General features: G+C 70.9%; 23 protein-coding genes. 12 read left to right on the plus strand and 11 right to left on the minus strand.

The genetic code is table 11. The annotated features are described in order from the left end of the window. Window positions 1-232: 232 nt before the first annotated feature. Window positions 233-715 (minus strand): CarD family transcriptional regulator, encoded by a 483-nt coding sequence (locus ABZ714_RS01800; protein ID WP_003953493.1) that lies wholly within the window; start codon window positions 713-715, stop codon window positions 233-235. Window positions 716-1578: 863 nt separating this feature from the next. On the opposite strand from ABZ714_RS01800, the gene ABZ714_RS01805 reads away from it, so the two are divergent. Beyond that, on the plus strand, window positions 1579-2256 hold the full coding sequence (locus ABZ714_RS01805; protein WP_358823126.1) for a hypothetical protein: 678 nt from the start codon (window positions 1579-1581) through the stop codon (window positions 2254-2256). A gap of 177 nt (window positions 2257-2433) precedes the next feature. Here the strand turns inward: ABZ714_RS01805 and ABZ714_RS01810 are convergent, their stop codons facing one another. Then, window positions 2434-3114 (minus strand): response regulator transcription factor, encoded by a 681-nt coding sequence (locus ABZ714_RS01810; protein ID WP_358823127.1) that lies wholly within the window; start codon window positions 3112-3114, stop codon window positions 2434-2436. After that, window positions 3111-4379 (minus strand): ATP-binding protein, encoded by a 1269-nt coding sequence (locus ABZ714_RS01815; protein ID WP_358823128.1) that lies wholly within the window; start codon window positions 4377-4379, stop codon window positions 3111-3113. The genes ABZ714_RS01810 and ABZ714_RS01815 overlap by 4 nt, the downstream gene beginning before the upstream one ends. 218 nt (window positions 4380-4597) lie before the next feature. Between ABZ714_RS01815 and phoU the strand changes: the two genes are divergently transcribed. Further along, complete coding sequence (gene phoU, locus ABZ714_RS01820; RefSeq protein ID WP_358823129.1) at window positions 4598-5323, plus strand: phosphate signaling complex protein PhoU; 726 nt, start codon at window positions 4598-4600, stop codon at window positions 5321-5323. A 172-nt stretch (window positions 5324-5495) separates the two neighbouring features. Further along, window positions 5496-5657 (plus strand): hypothetical protein, encoded by a 162-nt coding sequence (locus tag ABZ714_RS01825; RefSeq protein WP_358823130.1) that lies wholly within the window; start codon window positions 5496-5498, stop codon window positions 5655-5657. A 96-nt stretch (window positions 5658-5753) separates the two neighbouring features. Here ABZ714_RS01825 and ABZ714_RS01830 read toward each other — a convergent pair whose 3' ends face one another. After that, on the minus strand, window positions 5754-7127 hold the full coding sequence (locus ABZ714_RS01830) for an MFS transporter (RefSeq protein WP_358823131.1): 1374 nt from the start codon (window positions 7125-7127) through the stop codon (window positions 5754-5756). Between the two features lie 148 nt (window positions 7128-7275). Here ABZ714_RS01830 and ABZ714_RS01835 point away from each other — a divergent pair, with 148 nt between their 5' ends. Further along, on the plus strand, window positions 7276-8037 hold the full coding sequence (locus ABZ714_RS01835) for a phosphoglyceromutase (protein WP_358823132.1): 762 nt from the start codon (window positions 7276-7278) through the stop codon (window positions 8035-8037). A gap of 476 nt (window positions 8038-8513) precedes the next feature. Here the strand turns inward: ABZ714_RS01835 and ABZ714_RS01840 are convergent, their stop codons facing one another. Both ABZ714_RS01840 and ABZ714_RS01845 read right to left on the minus strand, forming a co-directional pair. Then, window positions 8514-9740, minus strand: coding sequence for a helix-turn-helix transcriptional regulator (locus ABZ714_RS01840; RefSeq protein WP_358823133.1), 1227 nt, complete (start codon window positions 9738-9740; stop codon window positions 8514-8516). Further along, window positions 9730-10044: an antibiotic biosynthesis monooxygenase gene (locus ABZ714_RS01845; RefSeq protein WP_358823134.1), complete on the minus strand. Its 315-nt coding sequence runs from the start codon at window positions 10042-10044 to the stop codon at window positions 9730-9732. The genes ABZ714_RS01840 and ABZ714_RS01845 overlap by 11 nt, the downstream gene beginning before the upstream one ends. Before the next feature lie 161 nt (window positions 10045-10205). Here ABZ714_RS01845 and ABZ714_RS01850 point away from each other — a divergent pair, with 161 nt between their 5' ends. Genes ABZ714_RS01850 through ABZ714_RS01860 form a run of 3 tightly spaced genes read left to right on the plus strand, consistent with a single transcriptional unit; the run spans window position 10206 to window position 11322 of the window. Then, window positions 10206-10658 (plus strand): ATP-binding protein, encoded by a 453-nt coding sequence (locus tag ABZ714_RS01850; protein WP_358823135.1) that lies wholly within the window; start codon window positions 10206-10208, stop codon window positions 10656-10658. Further along, window positions 10652-11008, plus strand: a complete 357-nt coding sequence (locus tag ABZ714_RS01855; RefSeq protein WP_358823136.1) for a hypothetical protein — start codon at window positions 10652-10654, stop codon at window positions 11006-11008. The genes ABZ714_RS01850 and ABZ714_RS01855 overlap by 7 nt, the downstream gene beginning before the upstream one ends. Then, the gene (locus ABZ714_RS01860) at window positions 11005-11322 is read left to right on the plus strand and encodes a hypothetical protein (protein ID WP_358823137.1); all 318 of its coding nucleotides are present in this window, start codon (window positions 11005-11007) and stop codon (window positions 11320-11322) included. Before ABZ714_RS01855 ends, ABZ714_RS01860 begins: the two co-directional genes overlap by 4 nt. A 951-nt stretch (window positions 11323-12273) precedes the next feature. Here the strand turns inward: ABZ714_RS01860 and ABZ714_RS01865 are convergent. Both ABZ714_RS01865 and ABZ714_RS01870 read right to left on the minus strand, forming a co-directional pair. Next, window positions 12274-12552, minus strand: a complete 279-nt coding sequence (locus ABZ714_RS01865) for a hypothetical protein (protein WP_358823138.1) — start codon at window positions 12550-12552, stop codon at window positions 12274-12276. Window positions 12553-12562: 10 nt separating this feature from the next. Beyond that, entirely contained in the window at window positions 12563-13117 is a 555-nt protein-coding gene (locus ABZ714_RS01870; RefSeq protein ID WP_358823139.1) for a hypothetical protein, read from the minus strand. Window positions 13118-13297: 180 nt separating this feature from the next. Here ABZ714_RS01870 and ABZ714_RS01875 point away from each other — a divergent pair, with 180 nt between their 5' ends. Then, window positions 13298-13690 carry a hypothetical protein gene (locus ABZ714_RS01875; protein WP_358823140.1) on the plus strand — a complete coding sequence of 131 codons (393 nt, stop codon included), beginning with the start codon at window positions 13298-13300 and terminating at the stop codon, window positions 13688-13690. Then, on the plus strand, window positions 13687-13980 hold the full coding sequence (locus tag ABZ714_RS01880) for a hypothetical protein (protein WP_358823141.1): 294 nt from the start codon (window positions 13687-13689) through the stop codon (window positions 13978-13980). The genes ABZ714_RS01875 and ABZ714_RS01880 overlap by 4 nt, the downstream gene beginning before the upstream one ends. Here the strand turns inward: ABZ714_RS01880 and ABZ714_RS01885 are convergent. After that, window positions 13952-14488 carry a YbjN domain-containing protein gene (locus ABZ714_RS01885; protein ID WP_358823142.1) on the minus strand — a complete coding sequence of 179 codons (537 nt, stop codon included), beginning with the start codon at window positions 14486-14488 and terminating at the stop codon, window positions 13952-13954. The genes ABZ714_RS01880 and ABZ714_RS01885 overlap by 29 nt on opposite strands. After that, window positions 14481-15848 (minus strand): D-inositol-3-phosphate glycosyltransferase, encoded by a 1368-nt coding sequence (mshA, locus tag ABZ714_RS01890; protein WP_358823143.1) that lies wholly within the window; start codon window positions 15846-15848, stop codon window positions 14481-14483. Before mshA ends, ABZ714_RS01885 begins: the two co-directional genes overlap by 8 nt. A 247-nt stretch (window positions 15849-16095) precedes the next feature. Here mshA and ABZ714_RS01895 point away from each other — a divergent pair, with 247 nt between their 5' ends. The 3 genes from ABZ714_RS01895 (at window position 16096) to ABZ714_RS01905 (ending at window position 20216) form a co-directional block, all read left to right on the plus strand. Then, a complete protein-coding gene (locus ABZ714_RS01895) occupies window positions 16096-16905 on the plus strand; it encodes a class I SAM-dependent methyltransferase (RefSeq protein ID WP_358823144.1) in 810 nt (269 codons plus the stop codon). Between the two features lie 341 nt (window positions 16906-17246). Then, window positions 17247-18395 carry an NlpC/P60 family protein gene (locus tag ABZ714_RS01900; protein WP_358823145.1) on the plus strand — a complete coding sequence of 383 codons (1149 nt, stop codon included), beginning with the start codon at window positions 17247-17249 and terminating at the stop codon, window positions 18393-18395. A gap of 426 nt (window positions 18396-18821) precedes the next feature. Next, window positions 18822-20216, plus strand: a complete 1395-nt coding sequence (locus ABZ714_RS01905; protein WP_358823146.1) for a fused response regulator/phosphatase — start codon at window positions 18822-18824, stop codon at window positions 20214-20216. A gap of 105 nt (window positions 20217-20321) precedes the next feature. On the opposite strand, the gene ABZ714_RS01910 is transcribed toward ABZ714_RS01905, so the two are convergent. Beyond that, window positions 20322-20666 carry a DUF2516 family protein gene (locus tag ABZ714_RS01910; RefSeq protein WP_358823147.1) on the minus strand — a complete coding sequence of 115 codons (345 nt, stop codon included), beginning with the start codon at window positions 20664-20666 and terminating at the stop codon, window positions 20322-20324. Window positions 20667-20694: the final 28 nt, after the last annotated feature.

A 20694-nucleotide genomic window follows, 5' to 3' on the forward strand; every position in this document is an offset into this window, starting at 1 on the left:
CACACCAGGGCCGGGCCTCCTCTGGGGGCCAGGTCTCCTGGGACAGCTGTGACATGCGCCGACGGCGTCATCGCGGACGGATGACGACGGCAGCGGACGAACATGCCGCAGTGCCCGGCAACAGTTCGGTGATCAATGGGGATCACATCGTGTCGGCGGGCACCGCGGCAGTTGTGTGTGCGGTGGGCTGATCCGGTACGTCCGCGCGGGGCGGTCCGGTCAGCCGCGCGCGTCAGGACGCGAGAACCTCGTCGAGCAGGGCCTCGGCCTTGTCCTCGTTGGTGTTCTCCGCGAGGGCGAGTTCGCTCACCAGGATCTGGCGGGCCTTCGCGAGCATCCGCTTCTCACCGGCGGAGAGCCCACGCTCACGCTCACGACGCCACAGGTCGCGAACGACCTCGGCGACCTTGATGACATCACCGGAGGCGAGCTTCTCCAGGTTTGCCTTGTAACGACGGGACCAGTTCGTCGGCTCCTCGGCGTACGGCGCGCGAAGCACCTCGAAGACCCGGTCCAGCCCGTCCTGGCCGACCACATCGCGTACGCCCACGAACTCGGCATTGTCCGCCGGTACGCGAACCGTCAGGTCGCCCTGAGCGACCTTGAGCACCAAGTAGGTCTTGTCCACGCCTTTGATCTGGCGAGTTTCGATGGCCTCGATCAGCGCGGCCCCGTGATGGGGATAGACCACGGTGTCGCCAACCTTGAACGTCATGTGACAGGTACCCCTTCCGTGGCTATCCAGGGTAACACGGATACAGCTTCTTCTGAATGGCGTTTTCGCAGGTCAGAGCATATCTCGGGGCTTGACAACAGCGACGCGAACGTGCTGTGGACGGCTTGCGGAACACGGTATTCGCAGGTCGGAGCGGCTGCGCGGACAGGCGGAAACATGGGCGTCACGCCTGGCGGGACGGGCGTCGAGGCGGCCGAACGTCCCGATTTGCCTGGTTCTCGCCGGTGAACTTCCCGTACTCCGTTCGGTCCTCGGTCACCCGTACGGAGGGTCGGCCGGCGGAATCCTGAATTGATCTTCGAATGATCTCCGGTAATCAATACCGCCTCATCCGCACCACACATCGAAGGAGATCCCGGCACATCACCGGTTCCCCGCCGACCGGTCGCCGTGAATTGATCGGGGCCGCCGAAATCCGGATGACATCCGGTGCCGGATGTCATCCGGATGTTTCACCGGAAACGACGGGTGGCCGTCCGGTGAATCCCGCCGCGATCCCGGTCCGGGGGCGCGGCCCGGAAGAAGCTCCGGAACGCGAAGCCGGACGCCGGGCCGAAACGGGCCCGGGACACTCCCCGCGGCCCTCCCCCGCGGCCCCTTCGGGACTCCTCCCAGGACACGGCCCGGGGCGAAGGACCAGTTAGGGGCGGGTCGGGTGCGGGTGCGAAGGGAGGGCTCTGTAATCTGTGGGCGAACTGACGCGGGCACGGCCTCCATTGCGCCGGTTCAGCAAGAGCAGGACCGTCCGGGTCGATCCATAGCTGCAAGGAGATGTCGCCGCCGTGAGCCTCCCCCTTACTCCGTCCGGGGGCGCTACTCGCCTTCGCCGCGGCGTCCTCGCCGTGTCCGCAGTCGCGCTGTCGTTCACCGCGCTCACCGCTTGCGGCGCCGGTAACAACGCGGAGTCCCTCGGCGTCGAGCCGGACACCGCGATGGCCTCCGTGGACACCATCGCGATCCAGAACGCGAATGTGATCGCCCAGGAGAAGGCGGGCCAGGCCGGACCCGCGGCCGTCTCGGCGACGATCTTCAACAGCGGCCGGGCCGACCAGACGCTGGACTCCGTCACCGTGGCGGGCGCCACCGTGAAGCTGACGGCCGCGTCGGGCTCCGGCGCGATCACCGTGCCCGCCCAGGGCTCGGTGGTCATCGGCGGCAAGGGCAACGCGGCCGCGGTGATCGAGGACGGCGTGGCCCTGACCAAGAAGCTCGGCGGGGTGCAGGACGTCGTCTTCCGGCTGAGCAAGACGGGTGACATCCGCCTGGAGGCGTTCGTCTTCCCGAACACCGCCGACTACAAGGACTTCGGCCCGACCGCCGCGCCGCCCGCCCCGGCGGCGACCCCCGAGGGCCGGCCGGGCGCCGAGGGCGACAAGCCGGCCGAGGGTGACAAGCCCGCCGACGGCCAGGAGTCCGGTGCCCCGGAGGGTACGGAGAGCGGCGCTCCCGGCACCGGGACCGGCACCGAGGGCACCGAGCCCGGGACCGGGACCGGGACCGAGGAGACCACCGGCCACTGAGCCGGGCGGTATCGCGGAACAGCGGAAGGGCGCCCCACCGACGACAGCGGTGGGGCGCCCTTCGCGTCGGCCCCGGGGCGCTGCCCCGGGGCGGGGCGCGGCGAGCCCCGGAGCCCGTACGGCCTGTTCGGCCTGTTCAGCCCGTACGGCCCGTACGGGCTGCTCGGCCCGTACGGCCTACGGCTCGAACTTGTAGCCGAGGCCGCGGACCGTCACCAGATACCTGGGCGCGCCCGGGTCGGGCTCGATCTTGGCGCGCAGCCGCTTGACGTGGACGTCGAGGGTCTTGGTGTCGCCGACGTAGTCCGCGCCCCAGACCCGGTCGATCAGCTGCATCCGGGTGAGCACCCGGCCCGCGTTCCGCAGCAGCATCTCCAGCAGGTCGAACTCCTTCAGCGGAAGGTCGATCTTGCCGCCGGAGACGGTGACGACATGCCGGTCGACGTCCATCCGGACGGGACCGGCCTCCAGCGCGGCCGGGGCGACCTCCTCCGGTTCGCCGCGGCGGCGCAGCACGGCGCGGATCCGGGCGACCAGTTCGCGCGAGGAGAACGGCTTGGTGACGTAGTCGTCGGCGCCTATCTCCAGGCCCACGACCTTGTCGATCTCGCTGTCCTTCGCGGTCACCATGATGACCGGGACGTTGGAGCGGCCGCGCAGCTGGCGGCAGACCTCGGTACCGGGGAGTCCGGGCAGCATCAGATCGAGGAGGACGAGATCGGCGCCGTTGCGCTCGAACTCGTCGAGTCCTTCGGGTCCGGTGGACGCTACGGCGACCTCGAACCCCTCTTTGCGGAGCATGTAGGAGAGCGCGTCACTGAACGACTCCTCGTCCTCGACGACAAGCACTCGGGTCACGGAAGGACCTCCGGGGCAGGGATCTCGGTATGTGGATCGGTGGGGGGATGGGGCCGGTCGGCTCTGTGGGCGCGATCCGGTTCCGGTGGGGATTCGGATTCGGTACGGGCCCGTCTGGACACGGATCCCGCTTCCGGGAGTCGCAGGGTGAAAGTGGAACCCTGGCCCTCGGAGCTCCAGACCGTGACCTCCCCGCCGTGCGAGGCGGCCACGTGTTTGACGATAGCCAGTCCGAGGCCGGTGCCTCCGGTGGCGCGGGAGCGGGCGGGGTCGACCCGGTAGAACCGTTCGAAGACCCGCTCGCGGTCCTTCTCCGAGATGCCGATGCCCTGGTCGGTCACGGCGATCTCGATCAGGTTGCCGCCCGGTGCCGGGACACGGCGCGCCGAGATGCCGACGCGGGTCCTGGCCGGGGAGTAGTTGACGGCGTTCTCGACCAGGTTGCCGAGGGCGGCGGCGAGCTGGCCTCGGTGCCCCCAGATGTAGAGGTCGTCGGTGCCGCCGGAGACCATGGTGATGTTCTTGGCGGAGGCGGGCTGGCGGGACCGGTCGATCGCCTCGGCGACCACCTTGTCGACCCGGACGGGCTCGGCGCCGTCCAGCGGGTCGTCGTTCTGGACCCGGGAGAGGTCGATCAGCTCCTGGACGAGGCTGGTCAGCCGGGCGGCCTCGATCTGCATCCGCCCGGCGAACCGGAAGACGGCCTCCGGGTCGTCCGAGGCGTCCATGACGGCCTCGGCGAGCAGGGAGAGCGCGCCGACGGGGGTCTTCAGCTCATGGCTGACGTTGGCGACGAAGTCCCGGCGTACGGCTTCGATCCGGCGGGCCTCGGTGAGGTCCTCGACCAGCAGCAGGACGAGCCGGGAGCCGAGGGGCGCGACCCGGGCGGAGACGGCCAGCGCCTCGCCCCGGCCCCGGCGCGGCAGATCCAGTTCGACCTGGCGGATCTCGCCGTCGCGGCGGGTGTCGCGGGCCATCTTCAGCATCGCTTCGACGGTCAGCTTCCCGCCGCGGACCAGCCCGAGGGCGTACGCCGCCGAGCTGGCCTTGACGACGGAGTCGCTTTCGTCCAGTACGACGGCGGAGGAGCGCAGCACGGAGAGTACGGTGTCGACACCGGGCGGCAGTATCGCGTCGGTGTGCAGCGACGACCGGGTGGGCCGGCGCTGTTCCCGCTCGCTCCAGCGGAACGCCAGCACGGCGAAGACACCGGTCAGAAGACCGGCGAGCGCCGCCGCTGCGGCGACCGCCGCGTTCACGTCCATGCCTCAAGGTTAGGCATGGTCATCGCGTCGGTCCCGGTCGTGGACGTTCCGCACGGGACTCGTCGCCCAGAGTTCACCGGGGGGACGGGGTCGGTTCACCTGTGCGGACGTGCGGCGTCGACTGGGGCGCCGACCGTGGGACCGTAGGGCCCGAACCCGAGGCCCCGCCCGGATCCCGGTCACCGCGACCGGACACGGTCACCGAGAGAGGGAACTCCATGCGGGACGCGTACCACGAGGAACTGGACTCGATCAGCGAGAGTCTGGTGGAGATGGCCCGGCTGGTCGGGTCGGCCATAGGGCGCGCCACGACGGCGATGCTCGACGCGGATCTGAAGCTGGCCGAGAGTGTGATCGCGGCCGATCAGAAGGTCGACGATCTCCAGCACGATCTGGAGGGCCGGGCCATCGCCCTGCTGGCGCGGCAGCAGCCGGTCGCCACGGATCTGCGGATCGTGGTGACGTCGCTGCGGATGAGCGCCGATCTGGAGCGCTCGGGCGATTTGGCGCAGCATGTGGCGAAGCTGGCCCGGCTGCGGTTCCCGGAGTCGCCGGTGCCGCGCGACCTCCAGGCGACGATCCTGGAGATGGGCCAGCTGGCGCAGCGGCTGATGGCGAAGGCGGCCGAGGTGATCATCACCAAGGACGTCGATCTGGCGCTCCAGCTGGAGACCGACGACGACGAGATGGATCTGCTGCACCGGACGCTGTTCCAGCATCTGATGGACGACCGGTGGAAGCACGGCATCGAGACGGCGGTGGACGTCACGCTGCTGGGCCGGTACTACGAGCGGTTCGCGGACCACGCGGTGTCGGTGGCGAAGCGCGTCGTCTACCTGGTGACGGGTGAGCACGCGGACGAGCTCCAGCCGGACACGATGGCCGGGGTGGACCAGGCGGACCAGGTGGACACGATCGACCCGCAGGGGCCGGTGGAGCCGTAGGGACGCGGGTGGGAGCCGGGACTCGCGGACCCCGCGGTCCGGCCTCCCGGGGCCGGTTCCGTGCCTCCGCGCGCGGTTGACGCGCCTGTCGGAGCGGGCATCAAATGGCGAGAGGCGGAAAGGCGTGCGCGCCGGGGGCGGGCGCGCCTCCGCATCCCTTGAGGAGGAGTCCATGGCCGAGTCCCCCACTCCGGACCCCCGGCGGGAACCACCCGCCGACGAGTCACGCGACGCGATCCGACTTCCGCTGCTGGGCGCGTGCGGCTGCGGCTCGGGCTGCGGCTGCGGCTGCCAGTCGGGGTCGCCGTGCCAGTGCGGCGGCTGCTGCGGCTGAGGTCCGGCCGCCACCGACATGAGACGAGGAGGGCCCGCCGGTCGTCATGACCGGCGGGCCCTCTGCCGTACGCCCGGATCCCTGTACGTCCGCGGCTCAGTCGGCGGTCTCGCGGGCCCGGTCGGGGGCCGTAGGGGGTCCGGGCTCCCCGGCCGGTTCGGTGACGGGGACGAGGCCCGGGGTCTCGACCGCGCCGGGGATCTTCGCGGTGCCCTCGGCGACGGGCCCGGCGGATTTGCCGAGCCCGGCGGACTTCCCCTCGGCTTCGAGGTGCCGCATCAGCAGCCAGTACCCGGCGGCGGAGACGGTACCGAGGACGGCGCACATGGCCCAGAGCCAGTCGGCGCCGTAGCGGTCGATGACCAGCCCGGCCATCAGAGGCGCGACGAGGGTGGCGACGGACCAGGTCATGTTGTGGACGCCCTGGTAGCGCCCGCGCCCGTGGAGCGGGGAGAGCCGGACGACGAGACCCGCCTGGGTGGGGGCGCTGATGATCTCGCCGAGGGTCCAGACGGCGACGGTGAGGGCGTAGAAGGCCATGGAGCCCGCGAAGGCGGTGAGCCCGTAGCCGTACCCCGCGAGCAGGGCGGAGACGACCAGCAGCGGGCGGGGGTCTCGGTGCTCGATAAAGCGGGTGACCGGGATCTGGAGGGCCACGACCAGTACCCCGTTGAAGGCCATGACCAGGCCGAACTGCGACGAGGAGAGTCCGTCCTCGCCCATCGCGAGGGGCAGTCCTACATAGCCCTGGGTGAAGATCAGCGCCAGCAGGAACCAGAGGCCGGTGAGGCTCATGAACTTTCCGTCGCGGGCGACGGTCCACATGCTCACGGAGGGTTCGGCCGAGTCGGCGGCGCCCTTGCCGCCGGTCCGCTCGGGCCGGGACTCGGGCAGTTTGACGAAGACGATGATCGCGCAGGCCAGCGTCATCACGGCCTCGCCCAGGAAGCCGATCAGATAGCTGTACTCGGCGATGAACCCGGCGGCGGTCGCGGAGACGGCGAAGCCGAGGTTGATGGCCCAGTAGTTGAGGGAGTAGGCGCGGACCCGGTCCTCGGCGGGCACGATATCGGCCATCATCGCCTGGACGGCGGGCCGGGACGCGGTCGTCACCGCGCCGACGAGCGCGGCGACGGCGGCGATGGCGGCCGGATGCTGGACGAAGCCGAGCACGCCGACGGCGACGGCGGACGCCAGCTGGGTGACCAGCAGGGTGGGCCTTCGGCCGAGCCGGTCGGCCATGATCCCGCCGCCGATCGCGCCGACGACGCCGCCGAACCCGTAGAGGGAGACGACGAACCCGGCGAAGGAGGCGGAGCGGCCCTGGTCGACGGTGAGATAGAGCACCAGGAAGGTGGCGACGAACCCGCCGAGCCGGTTGACCAGGGTGCTGGTCCAGAGCCACCAGAACTGCGGGGGCATCCCCGCCACGCTCTCCCGTACGGCGCGCCGTACCCCCGCCCAGACCATGCGTCGTCCCCCCGGCTCCCGCTCGATGTAAGTGTCTCTATCTGGTTCCGCACATTACACACACTGTCGTGAGGACACCAGACGTTTGACGGCCGTCGTCAACCGTCCCGGAGGTGGGCCGGGGAAGGGTTCCATTAGGCTCGTACGCATGGCCGACGCACCGTACAAGCTGATCCTCCTCCGCCACGGCGAGAGCGAATGGAACGCGAAGAACCTGTTCACCGGCTGGGTGGACGTCAACCTCACCGAGAAGGGCGAGAAGGAGGCGGTCCGCGGCGGTGAGCTGCTGAAGGACGCCGGGCTGCTGCCCGACGTACTCCACACGTCCCTCCAGAAGCGGGCGATCCGCACCGCCCAGCTCTCCCTGGAATCCGCCGACCGGCACTGGATCCCGGTCCACCGCTCCTGGCGCCTCAACGAGCGCCACTACGGCGCCCTCCAGGGCAAGGACAAGGCCCAGACGCTCGCCGAGTTCGGCGAGGAGCAGTTCATGCTCTGGCGCCGCTCCTACGACACCCCGCCGCCCCCCATCGAGGACGGCTCCGAGTACTCCCAGAGCGCCGACGCCCGCTACGCGGACATCCCGCCGGAGCTGCGCCCCCGCACCGAGTGCCTGAAGGACGTCGTCGGCCGGATGCTGCCGTACTGGTACGACGGCATCGTCCCCGACCTCCTCGCGGGCCGCACGGTCCTGGTCGCCGCCCACGGCAACTCCCTGCGCGCCCTGGTCAAGCACCTGGACGGCATCTCGGACGCGGACATCGCGTCCCTCAACATCCCCACCGGCATCCCCCTCTACTACGAGCTGGACGCCGCCTTCAAGCCGCTCACCCCCGGCGGCCGCTACCTCGACCCGGACGCGGCGGCGTCGGCGATCGAGGCCGTGAAGAACCAGGGCAAGAAGAAGTAAGCCATATCGACCCAAGCCCCCTGCCTGCGCGTTCTCCGCAGGCAGGGGGCTTGGTGTTGGGACGGGACCGCCTCGGGGCCGTCAAGGGGATCACGCCCTGGGCGACCGTCCGGAGGGTCTCGATCGAATCCGGACGGCACCACACGCGCGAGAGCTGTCAGCAGACCGGTCGGCCAGCCCATTCAGCGGGCTGAACAGCAGTCATTACGGAACGCCGACCCGGCGGCGGCACGCTTCCGACGTCCGCAATGGCCGCACGCGTCCCCGACCCACATGGGCCCGATACGGATGATGTCGCGGAAGTGGCGGTTCAGTGTCACAGCGATCACTCCTCCCAGAGGCGGGATCCACGTCATGCGCGAAAACGGCAATCGCATCCCCTGCTCCCGGCCGGGATACCGACCCGCTGGTCAGTCGCAAGGGGAGCCTGCCGACGCCCTCCACGATAACTCGCACACGAAGTACTGTCTAGTACTTCAGGTACCAGTCCGCATTTCTTGTACGCCCAACTCTCTCGCGAGCTCACGAAGCTGATCGGATGGCAGGGGGCTCATCGCCAGCAGGTCGGCCACCAGTTGCTTGACCGCGGGCTTGGCGCGGAACATCTCGGGCAGCAGTTCGCGGGCCCTGACCAGAGAGTCGACCGCCAGGTCGATCTGACGACGCTGGGCGTGTGCCTTGGCGAGGTCGATGCCGAAACGGGCCTGACGCTCCGAGGACAGCCCGGAGGCATCCACGTCCTCCGCCGCCCGCAAGGCGATTCCGGCATCCCCCAGGTCGACGGCGACGGCGACTTCGTGGAGTGCGACGTTGGCGGGGCCGAACTCCGTGTTGTAGTCGTTGCGTCCGTCGCCGACCCGCTCGGCCAGCTCCTTCGCCAGGCGGAGGTGGGCGTAGGCGTCATCCGCGTGGTTCAACCGGCCGGCGGCCACGGCGCGCTGAAGGGTGAGAGCCCCTCGCATCGCGACGGCTTCGGGTTCGCCGCCTTCGGCCAGCGGCGCGAGCGCGTCCGCGGCACTTCCCGATACGCGGGCGGCCTGCTCGTAATGACGCGCCCCGAGGAAGACGATCGAGAGCCGGAACTCACCGGCCGCCATCAGCAGGGGGTCCCCCGCCCGCTCGGCCGCGACCACGGCACGGTCCACCGCGATCCACGCGGCCTCCGGCTCGCCCGAGTTCGCCAGCGCCGCACTGCACGTGTGGTACATCGCGGCAAGCAGCCGGAACAGCCCGGGGCGCTCTCCTTCGGCGCATCCGCGGGTGGCCGACTCCAGGCGCGGGACCAGATCCTCCAGGAGGTCGGCCAGATCGGCGTAGTTACCTTCATGCGTCAGGGACCAGGCCCGATCGACATCGGCCCGCAGTGCGGGGATGTCCGGCGGCTCGGACTGCCCGAGAATCGCTTTGAGCGAGTGGGCCGAGCTGAGTACGAGCCGCAGCCGGCTCGCCCCCGGGGGCTCGCCTTCGGCGACGGATGCCACGATCGGCGCCTCCGCGGCCAATTCGGCAACGGGCATATCGAGGACTTCGGCGACCTTCTCCAGGACCGTCATCCGGTCGACACGGCGAACGCCGCGCTCCACCTGGGAGACCCAGGCTTCCGACCGGTCGAGCAGTCCGGCGAACTCCTTCTGCGACAGCCCCCGTCGCTTGCGGTTGAAGGCGATCTTCCGCCCGAGGGACTTCTCGTACTCAGCGCTCAACGTCCACACCCTTGCCCGATACGAAGTCCAGGCGGTCCACCTGAGTCGAGGCGAGGTGCTGCTCGCGCTCTTCGAGGAACTCCTGTACGTAGCCCTGCGACTCGTGCACCTCGAAGGCGGCGGCGTCGCGGTAGAGCTCGTAGAAGATCCGCTCCAGCGGCCGGCCGTCAACGCGATGCACGGTGTAGATCACCGTTCCAGGTTCGTTCGCACGAATGTGCTCGCCGGTCCGCGCCACCAGCTCGTCGAACGCGGCAGCGGCAGCCTCGTCCTTGCACGTGAACCGCACCATCAGCCCGAACATCCGGGTCCCCTTCTCCTCGGCGAAACGGCCAGGCACCGACCTATGGCGAACGCTATGCGGCATCCATCCGCACGAAAAGTTCGACCCCGCACTTCAAGTGCCCGCACAGCAAGTACGGTGCTAGTACTAATTCTACGGCTCGCAAGCGTCCACGTCAGCCGATGGCCGCAGAGCCGTACGAGCCAGCAGGTCACCAGGGATGGAGGACACGCACCGTGCCGACTTATCAACGCCTCTTCACCGGGCAGCCTCAAGAGGTCAGCCGCGCTCGCCACTGGACCCGAGTCGCCCTCGGCCCCCATCCGTGCATGGACGAAGCACTGCTGGTCGTCACCGAGCTCGGCACCAACGCCATCGCCCACAGCCGTGACGGTCACGGAAGTTTCCACCTGGCCGTCACCTACACGGAGACCACCGCGACCATCTCGGTCACCGACTGCGGCGGTACCGGTAGCCGCCCCCGCGTCACACACGCGGACGAAGAATCCCTAGGCGGCCGGGGCCTGGCCCTGGTCAGCGCCTACGCGGCCGAGATCCGTATCAGCGGCGACCACCGCGGCTACACAGTCGCGGCCGAACTCCGCGCCGAGGCCGCGGGGGTGGAGGCGTGCTGACCATGTCGAGGATGCCTCGGCTGGAGCTTCGCCCGGGTTTCCGGTGCCAGGCGATCGTCTACGCCCCCGGCACGAACCGAACGTTCCGACTCGGCTCCCACCCTGCCGCGACCCCACGCCTCGCGGTCCGTCGGCTCCACACGAGGGCCGATCACATCGCCGACCAACTCGACCTACAGGCAGCCACGGCGGTCCGCCACCGGCTCACCAACCGTGCCGAACAGGAGAATGCCTTAAGCCTCCTGGCAAAGGGCGAGCTGTACAGCCGCACCGTCCAAGACGACGAAATCCGCTACCTTCTGTCCGTATTCCCCATCAGCCGTACCGCGCGCCGCCAGCAGGCTCCGTGACCAGCCCCACCGCCTGCGACGGCGACGGCCGGCCCGACGAGCGCCCCCTCCGCCCGGAGGTTGAGCAGGACTATCAGGACGACTTCCGCGCGTCTATGAACGCGGTCGTCCGCTTCTGTCGCGACGTGGTCAACGAGCACAGCCACCACGGCAACTGGTCCCCCCGAGGCGACAGCCCGGCCCATGACGAACTGATCGCCCAAGCGCGCCGCGACGTCCTCTCACGGCTCCGCCTCGTCCTGACCTGCGCCGAGACAGTCGCCACCGAGATCGAACGCGACCGCCAACGCCCACAGCGCTGCCAGCTGGAGTGAGTTGCAATTCTCTCGCTACTGCTTCGAGGCGCCGCGCAAGCGCGCCGCACGCGGCCCGGCCGACCCGCGCGACAAGCTGCGGGTCGCTGGGCGGGAGAACCCCTCTGTGGCCGGGGGTCGGCTCCGCGGCTTTAGGCAGCCACCATGGGACGAACCTCGAAGACCGGGGGCCCACTCGGACCAACAGCGGGCAGATTCACAAACCGCCCGAGCCGCGAAAGCTTACGGCCCCCGATCTCTCGCCCCAATGGCAGCTCCCGCCGACCTTGCGGGGTTGGAAGCACGCCTCCGGACGCGCTAGGCGAACTGCTTCCCGAGGGCTACAACCTGCTTCAAGTCTTCGACTCTTTTTGTAGAGGAACCGCGACGAACAAAAACAGAGTCATTACAATAGGAGAGGTCACTCTGCCCAGGAATTAGGGTACGAATGACAGAGAGTTCCCTATATTCAACCGTATCTACGTGGGAAAGGATCCGAGTTCCAAGCGGTCCACTAAGACCAGCCTGCGAGATTCGTGAGACAAATCGCCGAACGTAACTATCCAGCGATATTTTCTTAGCGCGGGCCTCTCTGTCAATACCCACAACATAGTGAGGACCCACTGAAAGCGCGTCAACAGAATCTACCTCCGCAATTCTGCGAGCGTCTCTCTCCTCGTCAGCTCCCACGCCCAAACGCCCATGAACGCAGGTGGACGGCCCTGCACACCTCCCACCAACCCCACCAGCAGACTTGGAAAGCGTGTTGTTGGCGGGATGATCAGTAGGCATCTGACCCTGACCGGTCCTGGCGGGTCCGTCGGACGCCGGTGCATGCCACCAGTGTGCTGCCGTCCTCACCGTCCGCTGTAGAGATCCAGTCGTTGCAGCGCGCGGGCCAAGCCCACGTTTTCGATGCCTCTCCGAAGCATGGTACGGCGGCCGATCCGGAGGATCGCTCCGGCGAGGCGGTCAGTCCTCCCCGTCGTCGACCAGGCCGAAGTCCGAGGGGAAGGACTCCAGGAACTCCCGGCGCTCGGGGTCCGGTTCCCTGTCCGCCAGGGTCGCGAGTGTCTCCAGGAGGCGCTCGTGGTGGGCCGGAGGCAGGTCCGCGAGGGTCGCTGCCACGTTCTCCATCGTCTTCACCGCGGAGTCCGGGTCCACTTCGTCGTCGTCACATGTCTCCAGCCACCACACGACATCGATGAGCGTGCTGGTGAGCGTCGACACCAGTGGATCCTGATCATTCATACCGGCAAAACTAGCCGACCTGCCCGGGCCCGCCCCGGCGGGGCCGGTTGCGGAGGTGGACCGACGCGGCGACCAGCAGCGCGACTGCGATCGCGTAGACCGGGAGCCAGCGGGTCGTGGTGAAGGCGAGGCAGTCCGCCACCGCCTCGTGGGATGCCTTTCGGGCGGCGAAGGACAGGGCATCGGGGGGCGGGGCGGGGGTCGTGGGGAGGGCGGCTGACGTGCGGAGGGCGGCGTACGTGCCCAGGGACGGGCAGTCCGCGCGGGTGGCCGGCATGGGGAAGAGCCAGGGCCAGCGCTGTATCGCGGGGGCCAGGGCCAGGGCCGCGCTCAGGCCGAGGATCAGGGCGTAGGCCGTCAGATCGCGGGCGTAGGCGGGGGTGTCGCCGGAGGTCGGGGCCGGGCGGGGGTAGAAGCAGACGATCAGGGCGATCAGGGTCAGACCGATATAGGTGGAGAACCATTCCCACGAGCCCTGGGCGAAGGCCGCCGCCAGGACCGCGGCAAGGGCGAGGCCGACGACGGCCGGTTCCCCCGGGGACGCCGGTCGGACGCGGTGGGTCATGGTCCGCTCCTGGGGTGGGACGGGTGAGGGCTCTCAGGATGCGCGGGCGCCTCTCGCGGCCGGGGCGCCATGCCGTCGTGGGTGGGGAAACTCCGCCAGTCGGAGGGAGAAAGCGGTGGTCGGGGGATGGTGGGGGCCGGTAGCGTCCGGGCGACGAGACCGCGACCGGAGAGCCGAGCCATGACGACCGTACGACCCACCACCACCTTGTGGCGGCCCACCGGGCCCGAGGAGTTGGCGTTGGTGGCGGGGCTGGAGTGGCGGGCGTGGCCGCCGAGGCTGCCCGAGCAGCCGATCTTCTATCCCGTGCTGAACGAGGAGTACGCGATCGCCATCGCACGGGACTGGAACGTGAAGCACTCCGGCGCCGGGTTCGTCACCCGGTTCGAGGTCGACTCGGAGTTTCTGCGCCGCTATCCCGTACAGCAGGCCGGTGGGCGGACGATTCTCGAACTGTGGGTACCGGCAGAGGAGCTGGACGAGTTCAACGCGCACATCGTGGGGCGGATCGAGGTCGTGCACGAGTTCCAGCGGGACGCCCGGGCCGCCGGGCCTTCGGGGGCCGCCGCGTGAGCGCCGGGCGGGACGCCCGGATCGCCGCCGCCGTGGAGCGGGCGCGGCCCGTACGGGCGGCGTCCGGGGACACCGACGTACTCCAGGCGTTCCTTAAAGAGGACGGCTGTCACGGCGCGGAGGCCACCCGGGTGACCATGGCCCTGCTGGGGTGCGGTCTCCGGGAGGCTGCCGGGGCGTACTTCCGGGCGCCCTGCCGCCGGGGCGAGCGGGAGTTCCACAACGCGGCGCTCGACGCGCCGGCGGCGGCGGCCGACGAGGTCAGTCCTTCGCCGGGGTCTCGCCCGTGAGGTGGGTGAAGGCCGCCAGGTTGCGGGTCGACTCGCCGCGCGAGACCCGCCAGGCGTACTCCTTGCGGATGGCGCTCGCGTAGCCCAGCTCCAGCAGGGTGTTGAACGCGCCGTCCGAGGCTTCCAGGACCGCGCCCAGCAGCCGGTCGAGTTCGCCGGGGGTGATGACGGCGAGCGGGAGGCGGCCGGTGAGATAGATGTCGCCGAGGTGGTCGATCGCGTACGACACCCCGTAGAGCTTGAGGTTCCGCTCCAGCAGCCAGCGGTGCACCGCCGCGTCGTTCTCGTCCGGGTGGCGGATGACGAACGCGTTGACGGAGAGGGAGTGCGCGCCGATCCGCAGGGCGACGTTCGTCGTCAGCTTGCGGCTGCCGGGGAGGCTGACCACGTACGAACCCGGCTCCGGGCTCTCCCACTCCGCGCCCGTCTCGCGCAGGGACCGTTCGAGGGCCTCGGCCGGGGACTCCCGGGACCCCGGCCGCGCCGCGGATACGCCGTCGTCAGACATGGTGCGAGCGTACCCGGCGGCGGTGTTCCTGCATGGCGGCGGTGTAGACGTCGGCCGTGGCCGCCGCCGCCGCGTCCCAGCCGAAGGACTCCGCGTGCCGGGCCGCCGCCGTACCCATCCGGTCCGCCAGCGCCGGATCGTCCAGCAGGCGGCGGAGCGCGTCGGCGTAGTGGGCCGGGTCGTGGCCCTCGACGAGGATGCCCGTACGGCCGTCGCGGACGGCGACGGGCAGCCCGCCGACCGCCGCCGCGACCACCGGTGTGCCGGTGGCCTGCGCCTCGATCGCCACCAGGCCGAAGGATTCGCTGTACGAGGGCATCACCAGCACGCTCGCGGCCCGGAACCAGTCGGCGAGCCGGTCCTGGCCGACCGGTGGGTGGAAGTGGACGACATCGGCGGTGCCGAGCCGGGCGGCCAGCTTCTGGAGGCCCTCGGGCTTGGCGAGGCCGCTGCCGCTGGGGCCGCCGACGATCGGGACGTACAGCCGGGAGCGGAGGGACGGGTCGCGGTCCAGCAGGACGGCAACGGCGCGGAGGAGGACGTCGGGGGCCTTGAGGGGCTGTATCCGTCCGGCGAAGAGGGGGACGAAGGCGTCCCGGGGGATGCCGAGCCGGTCCCGGGCCCGGTCGCGGGACGTGCCGGTGGAGCTGGCCGGGTCGGGGTCCGGGTCCGGGCGGAAGCGGTCGAGGTTGACCCCGGGGTGGACCACGGCGACCTTCGCCGGATCGGCGTCGTAGAAGCGGATCAGCTCGTCCGCCTCCTCCGCCGTGTTCGCGATCAGCCGGTCGGCGGCGGTCACGATCTGCGTCTCGCCGATGACCCGGGAGGCCGGTTCGGGGGTATCGCCCTCGGCCAGTGCCGCGTTCTTGACCTTGGCCATGGTGTGCATGGCGTGGACGAGGGGGACGCCCCAGCGTTCGGCGGCCAGCCAGCCGACATGGCCGGAGAGCCAGTAGTGGGAGTGGACCAGGTCGTAGTGGCCGGGGCGGTGGCGGGCCCAGGCGCGCATCACCCCGTGGGTGAAGGCGCAGAGCTGGCCGGGCAGCTCCTCTTTTGCCAGGCCCTCGTACGGTCCGGCGTCCACGTGCCGGACCAGGACCCCGGGGGCCAGCTCGACCGTGCCGGGCAGGCCGCCCGCGGTCGACCGGGTGAAGATCTCCACCTCGATGTTGATGGCGGCGAGCCGCTTCGCCAGCTCCACTATGTAGACGTTCATCCCGCCCGCGTCGCCCGTACCGGGCTGGTGGAGGGGTGAGGTGTGGACGCTGAGCATCGCGATCCGGCGCGGCTTGCGGTGCGCCCCGGGGAATCTGAGCCGGGGGGCCAGACCGGTGGAGATGCGGGAGACGTACTGGCTCACGCGAGGGCCCTCCTCGTTCCGGACACGGCAAATCGGCGGCAGCTCTCGGACTTCCGCCACCGCACAACAGCGGAGGGCATCCTTCCATTTCCTATCGTCCAGCACTTTGCCAAATCGTGACCGGGCGGGCACTCGGGGTACGGCCCCGGGCACGGGCGGAAGCACAGGAAGGGGCACGGTCCGGGCGGGCCCGGGGCGCCCGACGGGGGTGCGTACCGCCGGTCCCGGCGCGGCATACCCTCGGTTCATGAGCTCCCGTCCCGTCGGTACCGCCACCCGCGGGACGACCAACCCGAACCGGCTGCGCCGGATGGACCGCTGGATCGCGGCCGTCCACGGACGCGCCCTGCGGGCGAGCGGGCGGCCGCTCGCCGTGGACCTCGGGTACGGCGCCGCCCCGTGGACCACCCTCGAACTGGCCCGGCGGCTGCGCGCCGAGGCCGACCCCCGGTGCGAGATGGTCGGGATCGAGATCGATCCGGAGCGGGTGCTGGCGGCGCGGCCGTACGAGGAGCCGGGGCTGACGTTCCGGTACGGGGGCTTCGAGGTCCCCGTGGACGTACCGCCGACGCTGATCCGGGCCGCGAACGTCCTGCGGCAGTACGACGAGGACGAGGTGGCCGCCGTCTGGGCCCGGCTGTGCGGGCGGCTGGCGCCGGACGGACTGCTGGTCGAGGGGACGTGCGACGAGATCGGGCGGCGGCACGTCTGGGTGGCGCTGGGTCCCGAAGGGCCGCGTACGGTCACTTTCGCGACCCGGCTCGGCTCCCTCGACCGCCCCTCCGACCTGGCGGAACGGCTGCCGAAGGCGCTGATCCACCGCAATGTGCCGGGTGAGCCGGTGCATGCCTTCCTGCGGGATTTCGACCGGGCTTGGGCGGCGGCGGCGCCGTACGCGTCGCTCGGCGCGCGGCAGCGGTGGATCGCGGCGGTGGGGGCGCTGGCGGCGGACTGGCCGGTCGGGGACGACCGGCGGCGGTGGCGGCAGGGGGAGGTCACGGTGGCGTGGGAGGCGCTGGCGCCGCGCGGGGAGCACGGGGAGCACACCGGGGAGTGAAAGGGGCGGTCGTTCACCCGTTCGAATGACGTGCGGGTGGGGCGGGAACCCTGGTGGGGTGCGAGGCGTATGGAAGGTGACAGGGAATCGCTTCGCGGTGGGACGGCGGCGGAGAAGGGGGCCCGAAGGGGGGCGCGGCTTGACGGGTCGTCGGCTCCGGGGGCGCTCCCCGGCTGCGGTCCTCCAGGTCGGGATCCCCGTCCGTTCCGGTGGGGCCGTGGCGCCATCACGGCAGCGCCGGAGTGTCACTGACGGCGAATCAGGCTTGGTCGGGTGTGGTGCGCGCGACGAGGCGTGCGGACGTCCGGACGTATGCGGGAGCAGGATCAAGAGGGGGAATCGTGACGCGACGACTCTGGGCCGCGGCGGCGGCCGTGCTGGTCAGCGCGCTGACGCTGTCGGCGGCCTCGACCGCGACGGCCTTCGCGGCGCCGGGCGAGCCGACTCCCCCGGTGGCCCCGAGAGTCCCCGGCTCGGTCGGCGGGGCGACCGGCGGCCCGGCGGGGACGGGGGCCGGGGCGGGCAGCGGTACGGGGACGGGCGCAGGCATCGGCGGCAAGACCCTGGAGCAGATCCGGGTCGAGATAGAGGACCTCTATCACCAGGCCGTGTCCGCGACCGACGCGTACAACCTGGCGGAGGAGCGGGCCGAGCGGCAGTCCGCGGAGATAGCCCGGCTCGGGAAGGACGCCGCGCGGGCCCAGGAGCGTATCGACGATCTGCGGGCCGCGGCCGGGGCGGCGGCCCGGTTCCAGTACCGGACGGGCGGAATGCCGCCCCAGGCCCGGTTCCTGCTGGCGAACGACCCCCGGACCTTCCTCGACGAGGGGAACCGGCTGCTCCAGGGCCAGAAGGCGACCAAGGACCTGCTCGGCAATCTGGAGCAGGCCCAGACCGAGCTGGACGCGTACGCGACGAACGCGAGCACGCAGTGGAAGCGGCTGGAGACCGAGCGGCTCCGGATGGCGGACGCCAAGAAGCGGATCGCCGCGAAGATCGCCGAGGCGAAGAAGATCGAGGACCGGCTGGCGAAGGAGGAGAAGGCCGGACTGCTGGAGCTGGAGAAGCAGGCGGCCGACCGGGCCCAGAGCGACTGGCTGCGGTCCGGGGCGCTCCAGCGGGTCGAGGGGACGATCACGGCCGAGGGCGGCCGGGCCGTGGAGTTCGCCCTCGCCCAGGTCGGGCTGCCGTACGAATGGGGCGCCGAGGGCCCGGGGTCGTACGACTGCTCGGGGCTGACGTCCAAGGCGTGGGCGGCGGCCGGGGTGCCGATACCGCGGACGTCCCAGGAGCAGTGGCGCCAGCTGAAGCGGATCGGCATCGGGGAAATGCGCCCCGGCGACCTGATCGTCTACCACGACGACGCCAGCCATGTCGGGATGTACATAGGCGACGGCAAGATCGTCCACGCCCCGCGCCCCGGGCGCGCGATCACCGTCACGGGCGCCGGCGCCAACAAAATCCTGGGCGTGGTCCGCCCGGGGGCGTAGCGGGACGCGGCGGGCGCGCGGCTGAGCCGTAGCGGACCGGCGCCCGCGCGGGCGCGGCCGGTACGGAGCCGAGACGAGCCGTGGCGCCGAAGGGCCTGAAGAGGTCGAAGGGGCTGAAGGGGCCGAAGGGAGCCGATGGCGTGGAGGGCGCATCGGGGCAGATGGGGACGGAAGGGGTGCGCGGGGCGCGAAAATCCTGTCCGGCGGGGCTGGTGGGGCGCGTGGGGCGTGTCACTCACGGCGGGGCGTATCGCGTGATGTATCTCATGGAGGCGGGGCCAAGTTGCCGTACCCGGCGGGAAGATGGCCCCCGTCCTCCCGGTCACGGCATTCCGCTGTGCCGCGCGCTACCGCTATGGTCCCCGTCGGCGGACCGTCGATCGTCGGCCCGTCGCGCCCTCGGGGGAGGGAAAGGAAACCGGACCCATGCCCGTACCAGTACCGCGACAGAGGAGCGCCTCGGTCACGGAGAACAGTGCGCCCGTGCCGGCGCGGTCGCCCGCCGACGGTGATCCGCACGGCACCGGTGACCCCGGCCCGGCGGAAACCGGGAGCGCCGTGCCCGCCGTGGATGCCTTGGACGCCCCGGGCTGCGGGGCCGTTCCCGGTGCCGTGAGCGGGGCCGAGCCGACCCAGCTCACCCTGCTGGTCATCGAGGACGACCCCGCGGGCACGTTCTCCGTCCCCGAGCTGACGGAGTCGGGCGGCGGTACGACGACCCGGGTACGGATCCGGACCGCGCGGAACCTCACCGAGGCGGAGCGACTGCTCACGGACGACGTGCACTGCGTACTGCTCGACCTGGCGCTCTCCAGCGGCGGGACCGGCGGGAGCGGGGCGGCCACCGCCGACGGACTCGGCCCGCTCCGGCACGTACTGCGGATCGCGCCCCGGCACGCCGTACTCGCCCTGACCACCTCCGGGGACGGCGAGCGCGCGGCGGCGGCGGTCCGGCTGGGGGCGCAGGACCATCTCTTCCGGGACGAGCTGGACGGCCGGCTGCTGAGCCGTACGGTGCGGTACGCGGTCGAGCGCAAGCGCGCCGACACCGCCCAGATGAAGCTCGCCGAGTCCCGGCTGCGGGCCCAGGAGAACGCCCGGCTGGAGCGGGGGCTGCTGCCCACGCCCCTGCTGGAGGGCTCGGAGCTGCGGTTCGCCTCCCGCTATCGGCCCGGCCGCTCCCGCGCACTGCTCGGCGGGGACTTCTACGACACGGTCCGCACCCCGGACGGCACGGTCCACGCCATGATCGGCGACGTCTGCGGCCACGGCCCGGACGAGGCGGCGCTCGGGGTGGAGCTGCGGATAGCCTGGCGGGCCCTGACCTTCGCGGGCCTGTGCGGGGACGAGCTGCTGTCGACGCTCCAGCGGGTGCTGGAGCACGAGCGGGAGAGCGACGAGATCTTCGCGACGCTCTGCGCGATCGATATCGCCCCCGACGGCCGCCGGGCCGGGATCTGCCTCGCGGGCCATCCGTCGCCGCTGGTCATCCGGAGCGGCCGGGCGGCCCAGCTGCTGCCGCCCGAGGACGGCGGACCGGCGCTCGGGCTGCTGCCCCGGGCCCGCTGGCCGCGCCACCAGATCACCCTGGGCGGGGCCTGGTCACTGCTGCTGTACACGGACGGGCTGATCGAGGGCCGGACCGGACCGGGCGAGCGGACCCGGCTGGGCCAGGAGGGTCTTCAGTCGATGATCACGCGGCAGCTCGCGGCGGGCCACGAGGGCGAGGACCTGCTGGAGACGGCGGTCGAGGAGGCCCGGGCGCTGAACGGCGGGGAGCTGACGGACGACCTGGCCGTCCTGCTGCTGAGCCGGGGCTGAGGACGCCCCTACGGGGCCGGGGCCGGGAAACGGCGAGGGCCCGGGCGAACCCGGGCCCTGTACGCGCGTGCGTTGATGCTTCTCGGTACGGAACCGCCCCGAGGGTTATCGGCCGCCGTTGTACGGCCCGTACGGTCCGTCGCTGCTGGATCCGCCGCCGCGCCGCCGTCCGCCGCCGGTGACCTGCTGGACCGCGGGCCGGACGTCCACGAAGAAGACGATCGTGGCGACCAGCCCGATCAGCTTCAGGAAGAGCATGGACGGCAGCAGGAGATTCACCAGCACCGTGACGCCCAGGATGATCAGCCAGAACGGCTTGGTCTTCTTGTCGGCGGCGCGGAAGGCGTCCTCACGCGTCATGGCTGCCATCACCAGGGCGACCACGGCGGTGCCCAGGAAGACCCAGTAGAGAAAGAACCACAGGGTCAGATCGAAGTTCGCGCGCAGCATGCGTGGCACCGCCTAGGGGGTCGATGAA

The organism is Streptomyces sp. NPDC006798 (genome assembly GCF_040635975.1).
Classification (GTDB): Bacteria; Actinomycetota; Actinomycetes; order Streptomycetales; family Streptomycetaceae; genus Streptomyces.